Source organism: Amycolatopsis sp. WQ 127309, assembly GCF_023023025.1.
Lineage (GTDB): Bacteria > Actinomycetota > Actinomycetes > Mycobacteriales > Pseudonocardiaceae > Amycolatopsis.
In genome coordinates, this window is record NZ_CP095481.1 from 8,623,826 (window position 1) to 8,639,789 (window position 15,964).

The 15,964-nt window shown below is 73.4% G+C and carries 17 protein-coding genes; 7 read left to right on the forward strand and 10 right to left on the reverse strand.

Features of this window, described 5'->3' with window-relative positions; all coding sequences use genetic code 11:
• Nucleotides 1–4 precede the first annotated feature (4 nt).
• Genes MUY22_RS38005 through MUY22_RS38015 form a run of 3 tightly spaced genes read left to right on the forward strand, consistent with a single transcriptional unit; the run spans nucleotide 5 to nucleotide 3,299 of the window.
• The gene (locus MUY22_RS38005) at nucleotides 5–1,828 is read left to right on the forward strand and encodes a glycosyl transferase (RefSeq protein ID WP_247052004.1); all 1,824 of its coding nucleotides are present in this window, start codon (nucleotides 5–7) and stop codon (nucleotides 1,826–1,828) included.
• A 21-nt stretch (nucleotides 1,829–1,849) separates the two neighbouring features.
• Entirely contained in the window at nucleotides 1,850–2,713 is an 864-nt protein-coding gene (locus MUY22_RS38010; protein WP_247052005.1) for a DUF4397 domain-containing protein, read from the forward strand.
• The gene (locus MUY22_RS38015; protein WP_247052006.1) at nucleotides 2,703–3,299 is read left to right on the forward strand and encodes a class F sortase; all 597 of its coding nucleotides are present in this window, start codon (nucleotides 2,703–2,705) and stop codon (nucleotides 3,297–3,299) included. The genes MUY22_RS38010 and MUY22_RS38015 overlap by 11 nt, the downstream gene beginning before the upstream one ends.
• Here MUY22_RS38015 and MUY22_RS38020 read toward each other — a convergent pair.
• From MUY22_RS38020 to MUY22_RS38045, 7 genes are all read right to left on the reverse strand, one after another.
• Complete coding sequence (locus tag MUY22_RS38020) at nucleotides 3,296–4,447, reverse strand: LLM class flavin-dependent oxidoreductase (RefSeq protein WP_247052007.1); 1,152 nt, start codon at nucleotides 4,445–4,447, stop codon at nucleotides 3,296–3,298. The genes MUY22_RS38015 and MUY22_RS38020 overlap by 4 nt on opposite strands.
• Complete coding sequence (locus MUY22_RS38025) at nucleotides 4,444–5,460, reverse strand: ABC transporter substrate-binding protein (RefSeq protein ID WP_247052008.1); 1,017 nt, start codon at nucleotides 5,458–5,460, stop codon at nucleotides 4,444–4,446. Before MUY22_RS38025 ends, MUY22_RS38020 begins: the two co-directional genes overlap by 4 nt.
• Nucleotides 5,447–6,166, reverse strand: coding sequence for an ABC transporter ATP-binding protein (locus tag MUY22_RS38030; protein WP_247052009.1), 720 nt, complete (start codon nucleotides 6,164–6,166; stop codon nucleotides 5,447–5,449). Before MUY22_RS38030 ends, MUY22_RS38025 begins: the two co-directional genes overlap by 14 nt.
• Nucleotides 6,151–6,975, reverse strand: a complete 825-nt coding sequence (locus MUY22_RS38035) for an ABC transporter permease (protein ID WP_247052010.1) — start codon at nucleotides 6,973–6,975, stop codon at nucleotides 6,151–6,153. The genes MUY22_RS38030 and MUY22_RS38035 overlap by 16 nt, the downstream gene beginning before the upstream one ends.
• Nucleotides 6,976–7,018: 43 nt before the next feature.
• Nucleotides 7,019–7,099, reverse strand: coding sequence for a putative leader peptide (locus tag MUY22_RS49855; RefSeq protein WP_371827707.1), 81 nt, complete (start codon nucleotides 7,097–7,099; stop codon nucleotides 7,019–7,021).
• A 97-nt stretch (nucleotides 7,100–7,196) separates the two neighbouring features.
• Nucleotides 7,197–7,907 (reverse strand): MBL fold metallo-hydrolase, encoded by a 711-nt coding sequence (locus MUY22_RS38040; protein ID WP_247052011.1) that lies wholly within the window; start codon nucleotides 7,905–7,907, stop codon nucleotides 7,197–7,199.
• Nucleotides 7,908–8,079: 172 nt separating this feature from the next.
• Nucleotides 8,080–8,592 (reverse strand): DinB family protein, encoded by a 513-nt coding sequence (locus MUY22_RS38045; protein WP_247052012.1) that lies wholly within the window; start codon nucleotides 8,590–8,592, stop codon nucleotides 8,080–8,082.
• A gap of 119 nt (nucleotides 8,593–8,711) precedes the next feature.
• On the opposite strand from MUY22_RS38045, the gene MUY22_RS38050 reads away from it, so the two are divergent.
• From MUY22_RS38050 to MUY22_RS38060, 3 genes are all read left to right on the forward strand, one after another.
• On the forward strand, nucleotides 8,712–9,557 hold the full coding sequence (locus MUY22_RS38050; RefSeq protein WP_247052013.1) for a hypothetical protein: 846 nt from the start codon (nucleotides 8,712–8,714) through the stop codon (nucleotides 9,555–9,557).
• A gap of 83 nt (nucleotides 9,558–9,640) precedes the next feature.
• Nucleotides 9,641–11,311: an ABC transporter ATP-binding protein gene (locus tag MUY22_RS38055; protein ID WP_247052014.1), complete on the forward strand. Its 1,671-nt coding sequence runs from the start codon at nucleotides 9,641–9,643 to the stop codon at nucleotides 11,309–11,311.
• Nucleotides 11,308–13,059: an ABC transporter ATP-binding protein gene (locus MUY22_RS38060; protein ID WP_247052015.1), complete on the forward strand. Its 1,752-nt coding sequence runs from the start codon at nucleotides 11,308–11,310 to the stop codon at nucleotides 13,057–13,059. Before MUY22_RS38055 ends, MUY22_RS38060 begins: the two co-directional genes overlap by 4 nt.
• A 20-nt stretch (nucleotides 13,060–13,079) precedes the next feature.
• On the opposite strand, the gene MUY22_RS38065 is transcribed toward MUY22_RS38060, so the two are convergent.
• Nucleotides 13,080–13,952, reverse strand: coding sequence for a LysR family transcriptional regulator (locus MUY22_RS38065; protein WP_247052016.1), 873 nt, complete (start codon nucleotides 13,950–13,952; stop codon nucleotides 13,080–13,082).
• A gap of 95 nt (nucleotides 13,953–14,047) precedes the next feature.
• Between MUY22_RS38065 and MUY22_RS38070 the strand changes: the two genes are divergently transcribed.
• Nucleotides 14,048–14,668 (forward strand): dihydrofolate reductase family protein, encoded by a 621-nt coding sequence (locus MUY22_RS38070; protein WP_247052017.1) that lies wholly within the window; start codon nucleotides 14,048–14,050, stop codon nucleotides 14,666–14,668.
• Nucleotides 14,669–14,725: 57 nt separating this feature from the next.
• Here the strand turns inward: MUY22_RS38070 and MUY22_RS38075 are convergent, their stop codons facing one another.
• Together MUY22_RS38075 and MUY22_RS38080 are read right to left on the reverse strand one after the other, a co-directional pair.
• On the reverse strand, nucleotides 14,726–14,935 hold the full coding sequence (locus MUY22_RS38075) for an MbtH family protein (RefSeq protein ID WP_247052018.1): 210 nt from the start codon (nucleotides 14,933–14,935) through the stop codon (nucleotides 14,726–14,728).
• 11 nt (nucleotides 14,936–14,946) lie between these two features.
• Nucleotides 14,947–15,777, reverse strand: a complete 831-nt coding sequence (locus tag MUY22_RS38080; protein ID WP_247052019.1) for an ABC transporter substrate-binding protein — start codon at nucleotides 15,775–15,777, stop codon at nucleotides 14,947–14,949.
• Between the last annotated feature and the right edge of the window lie 187 nt (nucleotides 15,778–15,964).

The following is a 15,964-nucleotide window of genomic DNA, read 5'->3' on the forward strand; positions in this document are numbered from 1 at the left end:
TCCAATGGCCCAGCACAGCTGGGGGACGACGTTCTCGGGCCGCTCCCCCGCGACCCTTTCCGAGCAGCCCGGCACGCGTGCCTCGGCCGCGCACCGCCTGCTGTCCCTCGACATCGTGCTGGCGCTGCTGGCCCTGGCCGGCGGCCTCCGCGTGCTCTACCTGGCCGCCACCGCACCGGCCCTGCCGTCCGAGGCCGCGACCGTTGCCCACGCGTACGCGCTCGGCCACCTCACGCCGTTCACCGACGCGGGCGGCGCCGGGCTCAGCCGGTTCGGCTGGCTGCAGCTGTCCGCCTACACGATGGTCTCCGACGCGTTCGGCCGCTCGGCCACGGCGCTGGCGGCGGTCCGCGAGACGATGCTCGTGGCGGCCGTCATCGGCACGGTCCTGCTCTGGTTCCTCGCGCGCCGTCTCGGCCTGACGCGCTGGGCGGCCACCGCCGCGGTGCTGCTGGTCGCCGTGTCGCCGCTGGCCCTGGGCCTGCAGCGGCTGGTCGTCGTCGAGCACCTGGCGGCCGTGTGGGCGCTGGGTGCGCTGGTGCTGATCACCACCCCCGAGGCCAAGGTCCGCCACGACGTGATGGCCGCGGTGTGCCTGCTCGCGGCCGTGCTCACCTCACCGCTGGCCCTGTTCCTGCTGCCCGCCGCCGGCTGGCTGCTCATCCGCCGGTCGCCGGTCCGGGCGGCGCTGGTGGGCGTGCTGCTCAACCTCGGGCTGGGTGTCGCGTTCGGCCCGGCCGCCGCCGTGCTGCGGCCCCACCTCGCCGCCGCCAGCCGCCCGTCCGTCGCCGACTGGGTCGCGCTGGACCCGGCGTGGGCGGTGCTGTCGGCCTTCGCGCTCGTCGCCGCGCTGGCGGTCGCCGCGCTGCGGCCGTTCGCCGTGTCCGGCCTGCTGCTCGTCGCGATGCTGCTCGTCCCGGGCGTGCCCGACACGGCGGTGCTCGCGTTGCTGCTGCCGGTGACCCCGCTGCTGGTGGCCGGGATCGCCCAGGCCGTCACCCGGCAGCGCCGGGCCGCGCACCACGCCTCGGGCGGCAGCCGGACCGGGCTCGTGGTGGCCGCGACCGCCTTCGTCCTGGTGGTCGGCGTCGGCTGGGCGTACGGGTTCACCGAGCTGAAGCCGGCCCCCGACCGCAGCGGACCACTGACCGACGCGCAGGGATGGTTGCGGGACAACGCTTCCGGCGCCCGGCTGCTCGTCGACGACGCGGCCTGGGCCGAGCTCGCGAACGCGGGCTGGCCTACCGGGATGATGGCCGCGCCCGCCGCGTGCGCGGCCGTCTGCCCGACCGCCGAGTGGGCGGTCTTCGCCGGGGACGGCGCCGAGCTCCGGCAGCGCTACCCCGCCCTCGACGGCGCACTGACCGACGCCGGGACGGTGGCCGTGTTCGGCTCCGGCGACCAGCGCGTCACGGTGTCCCGCCTCGACCTGCCCCCGGCCGACCCCGGCGCGTCGTCGGAGGACTCGGCCCGGGCCCACGCCGGGGCCGCGCTGGCCGCGTCCACCCGGCTCGCCGTCAGCCCGGACGCCGCCGCCGTGCTGCGCGCGGGCCGCGTCGACCCCCGGCTCATCGCCACGATCGCCGCGCTGGCCGCCCTGCAGCCGGTGCGGATCACGGCGTTCCCCGAAGTCCCCGGCGAAGAACCCGCCGGACAGCCCCGCCGCCGCGTGCAGTTCGCCGGCGGCGAGGACGGCGTGGCCGCTTTCTACACCGGCCAGCGCGACCTGTTCCGCCCCTCGTCCGTCGCCCGGACCCGCGACGGCGTGCTCGTCACCTACCCGTTGTTCGCGCCCTCGGGACTGCTCGTCCCGTTCTCCTCTCCCTGAATCCCCTCGAAAGGTCCTGTCATGCGCACCAGGCTCCTGCTCAGACCCGCCGGGCTGATCGCCGCGGCCCTGCTGATCGGCGCGCTGACGCCCCTGCCCGCGTCGGCCGCCGCCACCACGCCCGGTCCGGGCGTCGGCTGGATCCGGGTCGGGCACCTGTCCCCGAAGGTGCCGCCCGTCGACATCTACTTCGCGCCGTTCGGGCAGGCCGAGAAGGTCGTCATCCGCAAGGCCGGCTACGGCGCGGTCACCCCGTACTCCTCGCTCACCCCCGGCAAGTACACCCTCTCGATGCGCGCGGCCGACGCCGCCTCGACCACCCCGCCCGCGCTGACGGCCACCATCGACGTCGCCGAGCGCAACGCCTACTCCCTGCTGGTCTTCGCGAACGGCCCGGACGGCACGCTGCACGGCCAGCTCGTCACCGACGACCTGACCCCGCCCGGGCCGGGCCAGGGCCGGGTCCGCGTCGTCGAGGGGTCGGCGGCCATCGCGCCGGTCACCGTCGACGGCCCGCAGGGCATGGCGATCGCCAAGGACGCGGCCTACGGCATGACGTCCAACTACGTCGACGTCCCGCAGGGGCGCTGGCCGCTGCAGCTGAGCGGCGGCTCGGTGAAGTCGACCGCCGACGTCGACGTCAAGGCCGGGACGTCCACGACGCTGCTGGTCACCGAGGACGCCGGGGCGCTCAAGGCGAACCCGATCTCCGACGGCGCGTCGCTGCCCGACCCGCCGAAGTTCGGCGTCGAGACCGGCGGTGGCGGCACGGCGCCGATGTCCACCGGCTCGCCGTTCTGGCCGGCGGCGTCGGTGGTCGCGCTCCTGGCCGCGCTCGCGGCGTGGCCGGTGCTGCGGCGGCGCCGGGCGGCTCGTGCGCGCTGAGCTCGGCGCGCTGCTCGTCGCGGCGCTGGTGGTCGCGGGCTGCTCCACGGCGGCCCCGGCCACCCCGCCGCCGACGGTGACGTCGTCCGCCACCCCGGCGGCCGCGGCCGGCCCGCAGCCGCTGCCGACGGCCCCCGAAGTCCGCCCGGTGCACCTGCGGATCCCGGCGATCGCCGTCGACGCGCCCGCGCTCGTCCCGCTCGGGCTCGGCCCCGACCACCAGCTCGAGGCGCCCGCGAAGTTCGAGGACGTCGGCTGGTACGCCGCCGGCCCGGTGCCGGGCGACCCCGGTCCCGCGGTGATCGCCGCGCACGTCGACTCGCGGGCCGGCCCGGCACCGTTCTTCCGGCTGCGTGACCTCAAGGGCGGCGACGAAGTGTTCGTCACCCGCTCCGACGGCCAGGAGACGCGGTTCGTCGTGGACCGCGTCCAGCGCTACCCGAAGAACGCCTTCCCCACCGACGCCGTCTACGGGCCGGCGCCGGGCAGCGCGTTGCGGCTCATCACCTGCGGCGGCAGCTTCGACGCGGCCAAACGCTCCTACCGCGACAACATCGTCGTTTACGCCTCCACCAGCTGGAGCTAAAGGGCGGCCACGTTGCGTTCGGGGTGGGACGGCCGGTGCAACGCCGGGACGCCGGCCAGCAGGCCGCGCCGGGCCAGTTCCGGCCGGACGCCGTCGCCGAACCAGTACGCCTCCTCCAGGTGCGGGTAGCCGGACAGCACGAACTCGGTGACGCCGACCGAGTGGTACTCCTCGATCAGGTCGGCGACCTCGCTGTGGCTGCCCACCAGCGCCGTGCCCGCGCCGCCGCGGACCAGGCCGACGCCGGCCCACAGGTTCGGGTGGATCTCCAGGCCGCGGACACCGCCGTCGGTGCGGCCGCCGTGCAGCGCGACCATCCGCTGCTGCCCGACGGACTCGCTGGCGGCCAGCTGCGCCTGCGCCTTCGCGACCTGCTCCGGGCTCAGCGCGTCCAGCAGCTTCTGCGCCTCCGCCCACGCCTCGGCCGACGTGTCGCGCGAGATCGTGTGCAGCCGGACGCCGAACCGGATGTCCCGGTCCCCCGCCAGCGCCTTGACCTTGGCGATCTTCTCGGCCACCTGCGCGGGCGGCTCGCCCCAGGTCAGGTAGACGTCGGCGTGCTTCGCGGCGACCGGCAGCGCGGCCGGGGACGAGCCGCCGAAGTAGATCGGCGGCGCCGGGTCCGGCGCGGCCAGCGTCGTCGCGCCTTCGACCCTCAGGTGCTCGCCTTCGAAGGTGAACGGCTTCCCCGACCACACGCCGCGGACGATCGTCAGGAACTCGTCGGTGCGCGCGTACCGGGCGTCGTGGTCGTGCCAGTCGCCGAACCGGCGCTGCTCGACCGCGTCGCCGCCGGTGACGATGTTCAGCAGCACGCGGCCTTCCGACAGCCGCTGGAACGTCCCCGCCATCTGCGCGACCAGCGTCGGCGAGATGACACCGGGCCGGAAGGCGACCAGGAACTTCAGCTTGGTCGTCTCGCGGATCAGCGCGGCCGTGGTCAGCCAGGCGTCCTCGCACCACGTGCCGGTCGGCGTCAGCACACCCTCGAAGCCCTGCCGCTCGGCCGCGCGGGCCACCTGGGCGAGGTAGTCGAGATCGGGGTCGCGCTGCGCCGCCGGACCGGCGGACCGGTTGGCGTGGAAGCGTTCCACGATCGTGCGGCCGTCGCCGCTGGTGGGCAGGAACCAGTGCAGCCTGATGCTCATCCGTTGCTCCTAGCCGTTTCGAGGTCGGGACCGAACCGCCGGTCGGCGTACGCGGCGAAGTCCACCTTCCCCGGCAGAGTCTTGTCGTCGGTGAACGCGTCCGCGAGCTGTTGCTCCGATTTCACGATCGAGTCGTCCAGCGGAGCCGGCAGGTCCCGGCCGGCGTCGACGGCCTTCTGCGCCACCTCGAGCTTCAGCCCGGTCTCCTTCGCCCACGCCGCCGCCCACTCCGGACGGTGCGCGTCGGCCCACTTCTGCGCCTTGACCACGCGGACCACGAAGTCGCGGATGGCCGAGTTCTTGCCGGGGTCGGCCAGCGCCGCGGTGCTCGCGGTCTGGAAGCTCAGGCCGTTGGACGCACCCCGGCCGTCGGCGAGCACCCGCGCCTTGGCCTCGATCTGGGCCTGCGCGGTGTACGGGTCCCAGATCGCCCACGCGTCGATCGTGTGCTGGGTGAAGGCGGCGTAGGCCTCGGCCGGCTGCAGGAAGCTCACCTTGATGTCCTTGGTGGTCAACCCGGCGTTGTGCAGCGTGTTCAGCAGCTGGCCGTGGGCGGAACTGCCTTTCGCGACGCCGACCGTCTTGCCCTTCAGCGACGCGACGTCCTTCAGCGGCGAGTCGTCCGGGACGAGGATCGCCTCGCGTTCGACGTTGCTCTTCGAGACGCTCACGACGGCAATCTTCGCCTTCGCGGCGGCGGCGAAGATCGGCGGCGTGTTGCCGACGCGGCCGATGTCGATCGCGCCCGCCGACGCCGCCTCGAGCAGCGGCGGCCCGGAGGTGAACGTCGACCACTCGATCTTGTACGGCAGGTTGTCGAGCCCCTTCGCCGCGGTGAGCAGCGACTTCACGCCGCCCTTCTGGTCGCCCACCTTGAGCGTCACCTTGGCCAGGTCGGCCGCGCTCACCGCCTGCGGCACCGCGGCCGGCCCGGGGTTCGTGCCGGTGGCCGAGCCGCACCCGGCCAGGACCAGCGCCGCCGCGACGACGGCAATTCCCTTATACAGGCGCATCTTCGGTCACTCCCAGGTCCGCCAGCACGCGGCGGCGGACGTCGATGTGGTCGGCGGGGTTGCGCGGCCGGGAGCCGCCCGGCCGGTGTTCGGCGATGATGCGGCCACCGTCGAGGACGAGCACCCGGTCGGCGAGCAGCAGGGCTTCGTCGACGTCGTGGGTCACCAGCAGCACACCCGGCAGGTGCCGGCGCCAGAGGTCCTCGACCAGCCGGTGCATGGCGATCCGGGTGAGCGCGTCGAGGGCGCCGAACGGCTCGTCGAGCAGCAGCAGGTCCGGCTCGCGCACCAGCGCGCGGGCCAGCGACACGCGCTGGGCCTCGCCACCGGAGAGCGTCAGCGGCCAGTCGTCGGCGTGCTCGGCGAGGTGGACCTCGGCCAGCGCTTTGTCGGCCAGCGCCCGGTTGCGGGACTTCGAGACGCCGTCCTGGCGCAGGCCGAGGACGACGTTGCGCCAGACCTTCCGCCACGGCAGCAGCCGCGGTTGCTGGAAGGCGACCGAGACAGTGCCGTGGACGTCGGCCTGTCCTTCGACGGCGCCGTCGAGGCCGGCCAGCACCCGCAGGAGCGTCGACTTGCCAGAGCCGCTGCGGCCCAGCAGCGCGACGAACTCGCCGCGGCCGATGGTCAGGTCGAGTCCACTGAGGACGGTCCGGTCGCCGAACCGCTTGGTCAGGTTCGCGACGTCCGCTACCGGGTTCGCCACCGCAGCACCTTCCGTTCCAGCAGCCGGACCAGCGCGTCGGTGACCAGGCCGAGCAGGGCGTAGAGGATCAGGCCGACGACCACGACGTCGGTGCGCAGGAATTCCCGCGCGTTGTTGATGAGGTAGCCGACGCCGGCGTCGGCGTTGACCGTCTCGCCGACGATCAGCGCGAGCCACGCCAGGCCGAGCGACTGCCGCAGCCCGACGAGCGCCTGCGGCAGCGCGCCGGGCAGCACGACGTGCCAGAGCCGTTCCGCGCGGCTGAACCCGAGCGCCCGTGAGGCTTCGACGAGGTTCGGGTCGGCGCCGCGGATTCCCGAGTGGACGTTCAGGTAGAGCGGGAAGGCCACGCCGAGCGCGACCAGCACGATCTTCGTCTCCTCGCCGATCCCGAACCACAGGATGAACAGCGGGATCAGGCCGAGGAACGGCAACGTGCGCAGCATCTGCACCGGCGGGTCGACCAGCGCTTCGCCCCACCGCGACAGCCCGGAGACGATGCCGAGGACGACCCCGACGATCGCGCCGATCGCGAACCCGGCCCCGACGCGGCCGAGCGACACGACGAACGCGTCGCCGAGTTCGCCGCTGCGCGCCACTTCCACGCCGGCCTGCAGGACCGTCCACGGTGAACTGAGCTTGTCGGGCGGCAGCAGGCCGGTGCCGCTGGCGATCTGCCAGACGGCGACCAGCACCACCGGGCTGATCCAGCGCCGCAGGTCGGGGCGGCGCCGGGTGGGCGTCTTGCGGGGCGGCCCTTCGGCGGCCGGTTCGGCGCGCGCCAGCACGCCCGTGGTGGAAATCGACACGGATTTCTCCCGGGAACTTCGGTATTCGGGCTTCAGCGCGGAATCAGGCGAACGGACACGCCGCGCTCGCCTGCCGCCGGAGATCGACGTGCCGGCGGCGCACGAGAAGCGCGTCCTGTTGCATGGTCCCGAGCTTCGAGCCACGAACGGGTGAAGTCAATCCGTGGACGCCCGGTCTCAGTGAGTGAAATCCGGGCGTTCCAGTGCGTGGAACGACGGCGTCAGCCGCCGAACATGACCTTCCACTCGTCGAGCGAGCGCGGCCGGTAGACGAAGTTGGTGCGCTTCACTTCCGACAGCGCGGCCGACGGTTCGGCCGAATACTGGTGGCCCGGGTAGACGACGGGGTCGCCCGCCAGCCCGGCAAGGGCCTGCAGGCTGCGGTAGATCTCCTCGGCGTCCCCGCCCGGGAAGTCGGTGCGGCCGCAGCCTTCGAGGAACAGCGTGTCGCCGGAGACGAGCTTGTCCTCGACGAGGAAGCACTGGCTGCCCGGCGTGTGCCCGGGGGTGTGCAGCAGCCGGATCGGGATGGACCCGACCTCGAGGACGTCGTCGTGGTCGTGCGCGCGCAGATCGGTCGCCGACACGCCGGTGACCCGCCGCACCCACTCGGTCTCGGCGCCGTTGACGTGGATCGGCACCGGCTCGACGGCGAGCAGCTCGGCGATCCCGGGCAGTGAGAACCCCATCATCTCGCCACCGACGTGGTCCGGGTGGTGGTGCGTCGCGAGCACGCCGGTGAGCCGCATCCCGTCGGCGGCGAGCACATCCAGCAGATCCCGCACGGCGTAGGCCGGGTCGACGATCACCGCGTCACCGGTCTCGCGGTCGCCGATCAGGTAGGCGAAGTTCACCATCTGCGTGGCCACCGGGTCCCCGACCGCGAAGTCGCGGCCGGCCAGGAGCTGCCGGAAGTAGAGCCGATCCGTCATGCGCCCACCCTACGGGGTCGGTCCGCGGCCCTGCCGAAGCCGATCAAGCGAACATCAAGACGCAGCTCAGCCGACCAAGGCGGGCGCCGGAACCCACTGGCATCGGCGAAAGGCCACGGCACTCCGCGACAAACGGCAACACCCCGGCACCAACCCGCGTGTCACCCTGCCTTCATTCGCCCACCTCCCCGTCGGCCAGCTCGCGCAGGACGTCCAGGTGCCCGACGTGCCGCGCCGTCTCCTGCACGACGTGCGCCACCACCCACCGCACGGTGAACTCCGAGCGACGCCGGGTGCGGTCGTCCGGGCCGAGGCCGCTCAGCGCCTTCTCCACCCGTGCCCACTCCGCCTTGTACGCCGCGACCACCGACGCCGGCGTGTCGTCCTCGGTCAGGTCCCAGCTCGGGTCCGGGGAGCCCGCCCACAACGACGGCAGGTCCGCGCCGCCCGCCTCGATGGCCAGCCACCAGCGTTCGACCGCGGTCAGGTGCTTCACCACGCCCAGCACGCTCAGCCGGGGTGACGTCGGCAGCGGCGTCGCGGCGGCGGTCGCGCGGCTCAGCCCGGCGACCTTGTTCACCGCCGTGGCGCGCAGGAACTGCAGGAAGTCCAGCTGCAGGCGCAGCTCCTCCCAAGCCAGGCGAGCGGGCCAGGACCGGCGGGTCTTCGAACTCGTGTTCGACATGAACGCAACCTAGCGCGAGGGTCCGACAATTTCCGGGGACCGTGCCAGACTCGTGATCATGAGCCCCGACGCACCGCACGCACAGCGCTTCCGCCCGCGGCGGTCATAGGGTGGGCGACATGTGGTGGGGACTCCTGTGCGCCTTGGGCGCGGCGTGCGCGTACGGCGTCGCTTCGGTGATGCAGTCGGTCGCCGCGCGCGCGACCGACACCGGGGCCGACGGCCTCGACCCGAAACTGCTCGTGCGCGTCCTCGGCCAGTGGAAGTTCGTGCTCGGCCTCTCGCTGGACGTCCTGGGGTTCGTCGCGCAGATCGTCGCGCTGCACGTGCTGCCGCTGTTCGTCGTGCAGGCCGCGCTCGCGGCCAGCCTCGCCGTGACCGCCGTCGCCGCGCGGTTCCTCGGCGTCCGGCTGGGCAAACGGGAGTGGGGCGCGATCGTCGTCGTGTGCGCCGGCCTGGGCCTGCTCGGCGCGGCCGCCGAAAGCGAGGGCTCCGATCCGGTCGGGCTCGGGTTCCGGCTGGTGCTGATCGGCGCGGTCGTCGTGCTGGCCGGCGCCGGGATCGTCGCCGGGAAGGCGAACCGCCGGGTGCGGACGCCGGCGCTCGGGCTGGTCGCCGGGCTGTGCTTCGGCGTCGTCGCGATCGCCGGGCGGATCATCCCGAGCCTCGCGCCGCTCGACCTGCTCAAGGACCCGGCCACCTACACGGTCGCGGTCGCGGGCGGGATGGCGATGCTGTTCTACGCCACGGCGTTGCAGCGCGGCAGCGTCACGACGTCGACCGCGATGATGGTGCTGGGCGAGACGGTGTTCCCGTCACTGGTCGGCGTACTGGTGCTCGGCGACCGCACCCGGCCCGGGTTCGTGGTGGTCGCGCTCGCCGGGTTCGTCCTGGCCGTCGCCGCCGCGCTCGCGCTGGCCCGGTTCGGAGAACCGGCGACCGATCCCGTAGCAGCCACGAACTGAACTGAGACGAAGCCGACCGTTTCCCCGCAAGTGATTTACTTAGACTAGCCTTACCTATCCCACGACAGGACAGGGAGGCGCGGGTGAGCACGACCGGACGGGAAGTCCTCCGCCGTTCGATCGCCGGGCAACGCAGGTCGGTGGCGCTCGCGTCAGCGCTGACCGCGTGCCACCAGGGCGGTGAGGCGCTGGTCCCGGTGGTGATCGGCGTCGTGATCGACCAGGCCGTAGCGGGCGGCTCGGTCTGGACCCTGCTGCTGTGGCTGGCGGTGCTGGGCGTGCTCTTCGCCGGCCTGTCGACCAGCTACCGGCTCGGCGCCCGCTCCGGCGAGCGCGCCGCGGAGCGCGCCGCCCACGACCTGCGCCTCGACCTCGGCCGCCGCGTGCTGCACCCCGGCGGCGGTGCCGAAGCCGGCAACCTCGCGGGCGAGCTGGTGAGCATCGGGACGTCGGACGCGAAGCGCGTCGGCCAGCTCAACGGCGTGCTGCCCTTCGGTGTCGCCGGGCTGGCCGGGCTGCTGGTCAGCGCCGTCGTGCTGCTCACCATGTCGATCCCGCTCGGGCTGCTGGTGCTGCTCGGCACGCCGCCGATGCTGTACCTCGCGCACCTCATCGGAAAGCCGCTCGAACGCCGCAGCGAGGCCGAGCAGGAACGCTCCGCCTTCGCCTCCGGGATCGCGACGGACCTCGTCGCCGGTCTGCGCGTGCTCAAGGGCGTCGGCGCCGAGCGCGCGGCCGTCGACCGCTACCGCCGGACCAGCCAGGACTCGCTGAAGGCGACCCTGCGCGCGGCCCGCGCCCAGGCCTGGCACAACGGCGCGCTGCTCGCGCTCACCGGCATCTTCATCGCGCTGGTCGCGCTCGTCGGCGGCACCCTCGCCGCGGCGGGCGACATCACCATCGGCGACCTCGTCGCCGCGGTCGGGCTCGCCCAGTACTTGATCACGCCGTTCTCGATCTTCGCGTGGGTCAACGGCGAGCTCGCCCAGGGCCGGGCGTCGGCCGGGCGGATCGCCGACGTCCTCAACGCGCCGCCCGCGGTCGGCGAGGGCACCGCGACGCTGCCGGAGCCGGCGGCCGGGCACGTGCGGCTGTCCGCGCTGAGCCGCGGCGCGCTGCGCGACGTCGATTTCGAGGCCCGGCCGGGGGAACTGCTCGGCGTGGTCGCCACCGACCCGGCCGCCGCGACCGACCTGCTCGACTGCCTCGGCCGCGCCGCGGACCCGGCCACCGGGTCGGTGTCGGTCGACTCGGTCGACCTGTCCACTGTGGACCCGCGGCGGATCCGGGAGGTCGTGCTGGTCGCCGCGCACGACGCGGACCTGTTCGCGGGCACCGTGGCCGAGAACCTCGAGCCCGGCCCCCGCGTCGCCGAAGCGATGACCGCGGCCGCCGTCGACGAAGTGGCCAGCGCGCTGCCCGACGGCGTCGCGACCGCCGTCAGCGAACGCGGGAGATCGCTTTCCGGCGGGCAACGCCAGCGCGTCGCCCTCGCGCGGGCGCTGGCCGTCGACGCGCCGGTGCTCGTGCTGCACGACCCGACGACCGCCGTCGACACCGTCACCGAGGCCCGCATCGCCGCGGGCCTGGCGCAGCTGCGCCGCGGCCGCACGACCATCCTCGTGACCACCAGCCCGGCCCTGCTCGCCGCGACCGACCGGGTCGTGCTGCTCGACGACGGGCGCATCGCCTGCCAGGGCAGTCATGCCGAGCTGGCCGGCCGGGCCGACTACCGGGCGGCGGTGCTGTCATGACCCGTGAACTCCTCCCCGTGGCCGACGGGCGGCGCATCCGCGCCGTCGTCGGCGAGCTGATCGGCCGCTCCAAGGGCCGCGCCGCGGCCGCGTTCACCACGCTGGTGGCGGCCACCGCGATCGGCCTGCTCACCGCTCCCCTGCTCGGCCGGGTCGTCGACCTCGTCGCGTCGAAGCAGCCGGCGACCGAGCTCGTCACGCCGGTGGTCGCGCTGGTGCTCGTCGCGCTGGCGCAGGCGGTCGCGACCGCGCTCGGTGTGTCGATGGTGTCGCGCCTCGGCGAGACGATCCTGGCCGAGCTGCGGGAACGCTTCGTCGAGCGGGCCCTCGGCCTGCCGCTCGAACAGCTGGAACGCGCCGGCTCGGGCGACCTCACCGCGCGCGTGACGAACGACGTCTCCGTGGTCGCGGAGGGCGTCCGGGAAGCGCTGCCCGAGCTGGGCCGTTCGGTCCTGACGGTGGTCCTCACCCTCGGCGCGCTGGCCGTGCTCGACTGGCGGTTCTTCCTGGCCGCGCTGATCGCCGTGCCGATCCAGCTGTGGACGGTGCGCTGGTACGTGCCGCGCGCGAAGCCGTTGTACGCCAGCCAACGCGAAGCCGTCGGCGCGCAACAGCAGCAGCTGCTCGACACCATCGGCGGCGCGAAGACCGTCCGCGCGTTCAGCATGGGCGACGCGCACATCGAGCGGGTGCGCAAGCGCTCCGACAGCGCCGTCGAGCTGGCGCTGCGCGGGATCCGCCTGGTGACGCGGTTCTACGCGCGGCTCAACCTCGCCGAGTTCGTCGGCCTGTCCGCGATCCTGGCGATGGGCTTCCTGCTGGTCGGCGCGGACGCGGTCACGGTCGGCGTGGCGACGGCGGCGGCCCTGTACTTCCACAGCCTGTTCGGCCCGATCACGACGGCGCTGGCGCTGGTCGACGACGCGCAGGCGGCCGCGGCCAGCCTCGCGCGCCTGATCGGCGTCGCCGACCTGCCCGCCGAGGCCCAGCCCGCGCGGCCGGGGCGGCCGCTCGACGCGTCGGTGAAGACCGCGGGCGCGGGTTACTCCTATGTGGACGGTCACCCGGTCCTGCGCGAGATCGACCTCGGTGTCGCCCCCGGCGAGCGGGTGGCGCTGGTCGGCGCGAGCGGCGCCGGGAAGACGACGCTGGCCAAGCTGATCGCCGGGATCCACCGGCCGGGCTCGGGTTCGGTCACGCTCGGCGGCGTCCCCTTGGACGAATTGGGCCCGGAGACCACGCGCCGCACAGTGGCCTTGATCAGCCAGGAGGTCCACGTCTTCGCCGGCCCGCTGGCGGAAGACCTGCGCCTGGCGCGGCCGTCGGCGTCCGACGACGACCTGCGGGCGGCACTGGCGAAGGTGGGGGCGCTGACCTGGGCGGAGGCGCTGCCGGAGGGCCTCGCGACGGTCGTCGGCGAAGGCGGCCACCAGCTGACGGTGACGCAGGCGCAGCAGCTCGCTCTGGTCCGGCTGGTGCTGGCGGACCCGCCGATCGCGATCCTCGACGAGGCCACGGCGGAGGCGGGCAGCGCGGGCTCCCGCGTCCTGGAGTCGGCGGCCGCCGCGGCCCTGGAAGGCCGCACGGCGCTGGTGGTCGCCCACCGCCTCACCCAGGCGGCGGCGTCCGACCGCATCGTGGTCCTGGACGCGGGCGCGGTGGTGGAGTCGGGCACCCACGACGAACTGGTGGCCGCGGACGGCCAGTACGCCAAGCTCTGGGCGGCCTGGTCCGGCCAGCGCGTCTGACGACGCCCGTCAGGCGCTTGTCAGGCGGTTGTCACGGCGGCTTCGGTCAGCGCGTCCAGGACCGCGGCGATCGCCGGCGGGTCGGGCGGGTCGCCGTAGGTCGCGGCGTGGATCCGGCGGCGGAACCCGGTGAGCTCGGTCGTGTGGACGTCCGCCCGGCGGTGCGCCCGTAGCGCGAGGCCGGGCAGGATGGCGACCCCGATCCCGGCGGCGACCAGGGACTGCACGACGACCATGTCGTCGCTGAACGAGCCGATCCGCGGGGTGAAGTCCGCCCGGCGGCACACGGCGTCCAGCTCGGCTCGGCACTGGTCACACCCGCCGATCCAGGCGGAGTCGCGGTGGTTCGCGAGACTGTCGCCGGGGTGGCGGCTGACGAGGTGGATCGCGTCGTCACCGAGGTGCCGGAGCCGGAACCCCTCCTCCGGCACCGGAACATCGCCGTGGCCGAAGACGAGGGCGACGTCGATCTCGCCGTGCCTCAGCAGTTGCCGCGCTTCGACCGGGTGCCGGTCGAACAGGCACAGCTCGACTCCCGGGTGGGCCCGGGCCAGCAAGCAGGCCGCCGCCGGCACGATGGTGCCGAGCGCGGAGGCGTTGGCGGCCAACCGGACCTTTCCGGCCTGCAGCCCGGCCTGGGCGGCCAGCTCGGTGGTCGCCGCGTCGACCCGCCCGACGATCTCGGCGGCCCGGTCGGCCAGCAGCCGCCCTTCCGGCGTCAGCCGGATTCCCCGCCCGACCCGCTGGACGAGCTTGACGCCGGTGGTCACCTCCAGCCGGGCCAGGTGGTGGCTCACCGACGGCTGCGAATAGTGCAGCTCCCGTGCGGCTTCGGTGACCGACCCGTGCCGGGCCACCGCGGCCAGGACCTTGAGGTGGACCAGGTTGAGCATCCATCAAGGATATCAATGGGTCCGGCGCGATTCTGGCATTGGACGTCATGCGTCCGCTCTCCCATGCTGGTGGTCACGCAACGGAAGAGAGAGCGATGACCACAGCGGACGGCAAGGTGACGTGCGACCTCACGATCTCGGTCGACGGGTTCGCGGCCGGGCTCAACCAGACGGAGGAGCGCCCGTTCGGCGACGACGGCGGCGACGGCTGGGGCGACAAGCTGCACGCCTGGTACTCCGAAGGCCCCGAAGCGCACCCGGCCGAGTTCGCCAGGATGCTGACGGCGAAGGCGTTCATCATGGGGCGCAACATGTTCGGCCCGGTGCGCGGCGAGTGGGACCGGCCGTGGCCGGGCTGGTGGGGTGACGACCCGCCGTACCACGGCCCGGTCTTCGTGCTCACCCACCACCCGCGCGATCCGCAGCCGATGGCGGGCGGGACCACGTTCCACTTCGTCACCGACGGCATCGACGCCGCGTTCGAGCGCGCCCGCGAAGCGGCCGGGGACGGGGGCATCTCCATCCACGGTGGCGCGACCACCGTCAACCAGTACCTCGCCGCGGGCCTGATCGACGAGCTGCGGATCCACATCGCGCCGTTCACGCTCGGCGCCGGCACCCGGCTGTTCGACGGCGTCCCGCCGCTGAACCTCGAGCAGGTGGAGGTGCGCGCGGCGGGCTCCGTCACGCACCTGACCTACCGCGTGCTGCGCTGACGGAAAGACGACACGCCGGGAGCCTCGTGGCTCCCGGCGTGTTGTGCTGGAGAAGGGTCAGTTGTCCATGGCGTCGGCCAGGGACTTCGGGCGCATGTCCGTCCAGTTCGCTTCCACGTGGTCCAGGCACGCTTGGCGGGCGGCCGGGCCGAAAGTGACGTTCCAGCCGGCCGGGACGTCGACGGACTCGGGCCACAGGCTGTGCTGGTTCTCGGCGTTGACGAGGACCAGGTACGTGCCTTCGGGGTCTTCGAACGGGTTGGTCACGGTGCGCCTCCTCAGGCGGTGATGTCGGTGCGGGCGCCCTTCACGACTTCGGCCAGCTTCTGGATGACCGGGGCCGCGAGCACCGGGTTGAACCGCGGCTCGGTCGACCAGTCGGCGAGCTGGCTCGCCTTGACCGCGGGCAGCTGCGCCCACGTCGGGATCGCCGCCAGCTGCTGGCGGGACAGGGCGAAGGTGCGGCTGTCGCTGAGGATCAGGTCGGCCGGGTACTTGCCGGCCTGCTCCCAGCTGAGCGTCTCGAAGTAGTCGTCCGCGCCGGCGCCGTTGATGATGTCCAGGCCCAGGTCGCGGTAGTACGCGAGGTCGGCGAAGAACTCCGGCTTGCAGACGTACAGGTTGTCCTTGTCGCTGGACACCACGAGCACCTTCAGGCCGGGCTTCGACTTGATCGCGGCCTTCAGGTCGTCGGACGCCTTCTGGAAGTCGTCCTTGCCCTTCTTGATCGCGTCGGAGTTCGCGTCGCCGCCGAGGGCCACGGCGAGCTGCTCGTAGCGTTCGATCACCTTCGGCAGCGTGACCTTGTACTCCGACAGCGCGACGATCGGCGCGATCGCCTGGACCTTGGGGCCGAGGTCGTCCTTCAGCACCCACAGGTCGGTCGGCTTGGTACCGGTGAGGCCGGTGACGACCAGGTCCGGCTTCAGCGCGGCGAACTTCTCCATGCTGAAGTCGTCCCACGCGTTGCCGATCGAGGTGACGGCGTTCAGGTCGATGTTGCCGGCCTGGATCTCCTTGGCGCCGTCGGCCGTCTTCTGCGGGCCGAAGACGCCGATCGGGCGGACGCCGTAGTCCCAGAGCGCGGCGGCCGAGCTGGCGTAGGCCACGACGCGCGACGGGCGCTGGTCGCGCGCCGCCTTCTGGTTGCGGTCGTCGGTGAACTCCCACGGCCCGGAGGCGGCGGCCGCCGGCTTGTCGTCACCGCTGCCGCAGGCGGTGAGCGCCGCGGCCGCGGCGAGACCGCCGGTCCCGATCAGGAATCCACGCCGGGTAAGACCGGCACCGCCTTGAAAC

Coding starts and splice junctions, on each gene's coding strand:
- MUY22_RS38070 (WP_247052017.1), top strand. CDS start 14,048: ATGACCACAGCGGACGGCAAGGTGACGTGCGACCTCACGATCTCGGTC.
- MUY22_RS38025 (WP_247052008.1), bottom strand. CDS start 5,460: ATGCGCCTGTATAAGGGAATTGCCGTCGTCGCGGCGGCGCTGGTCCTG.
- MUY22_RS38010 (WP_247052005.1), top strand. CDS start 1,850: ATGCGCACCAGGCTCCTGCTCAGACCCGCCGGGCTGATCGCCGCGGCC.
- MUY22_RS38045 (WP_247052012.1), bottom strand. CDS start 8,592: ATGTCGAACACGAGTTCGAAGACCCGCCGGTCCTGGCCCGCTCGCCTG.
- MUY22_RS38040 (WP_247052011.1), bottom strand. CDS start 7,907: ATGACGGATCGGCTCTACTTCCGGCAGCTCCTGGCCGGCCGCGACTTC.
- MUY22_RS38050 (WP_247052013.1), top strand. CDS start 8,712: ATGTGGTGGGGACTCCTGTGCGCCTTGGGCGCGGCGTGCGCGTACGGC.
- MUY22_RS38065 (WP_247052016.1), bottom strand. CDS start 13,952: ATGCTCAACCTGGTCCACCTCAAGGTCCTGGCCGCGGTGGCCCGGCAC.
- MUY22_RS49855 (WP_371827707.1), bottom strand. CDS start 7,099: ATGCAACAGGACGCGCTTCTCGTGCGCCGCCGGCACGTCGATCTCCGG.
- MUY22_RS38005 (WP_247052004.1), top strand. CDS start 5: ATGGCCCAGCACAGCTGGGGGACGACGTTCTCGGGCCGCTCCCCCGCG.
- MUY22_RS38060 (WP_247052015.1), top strand. CDS start 11,308: ATGACCCGTGAACTCCTCCCCGTGGCCGACGGGCGGCGCATCCGCGCC.
- MUY22_RS38020 (WP_247052007.1), bottom strand. CDS start 4,447: ATGAGCATCAGGCTGCACTGGTTCCTGCCCACCAGCGGCGACGGCCGC.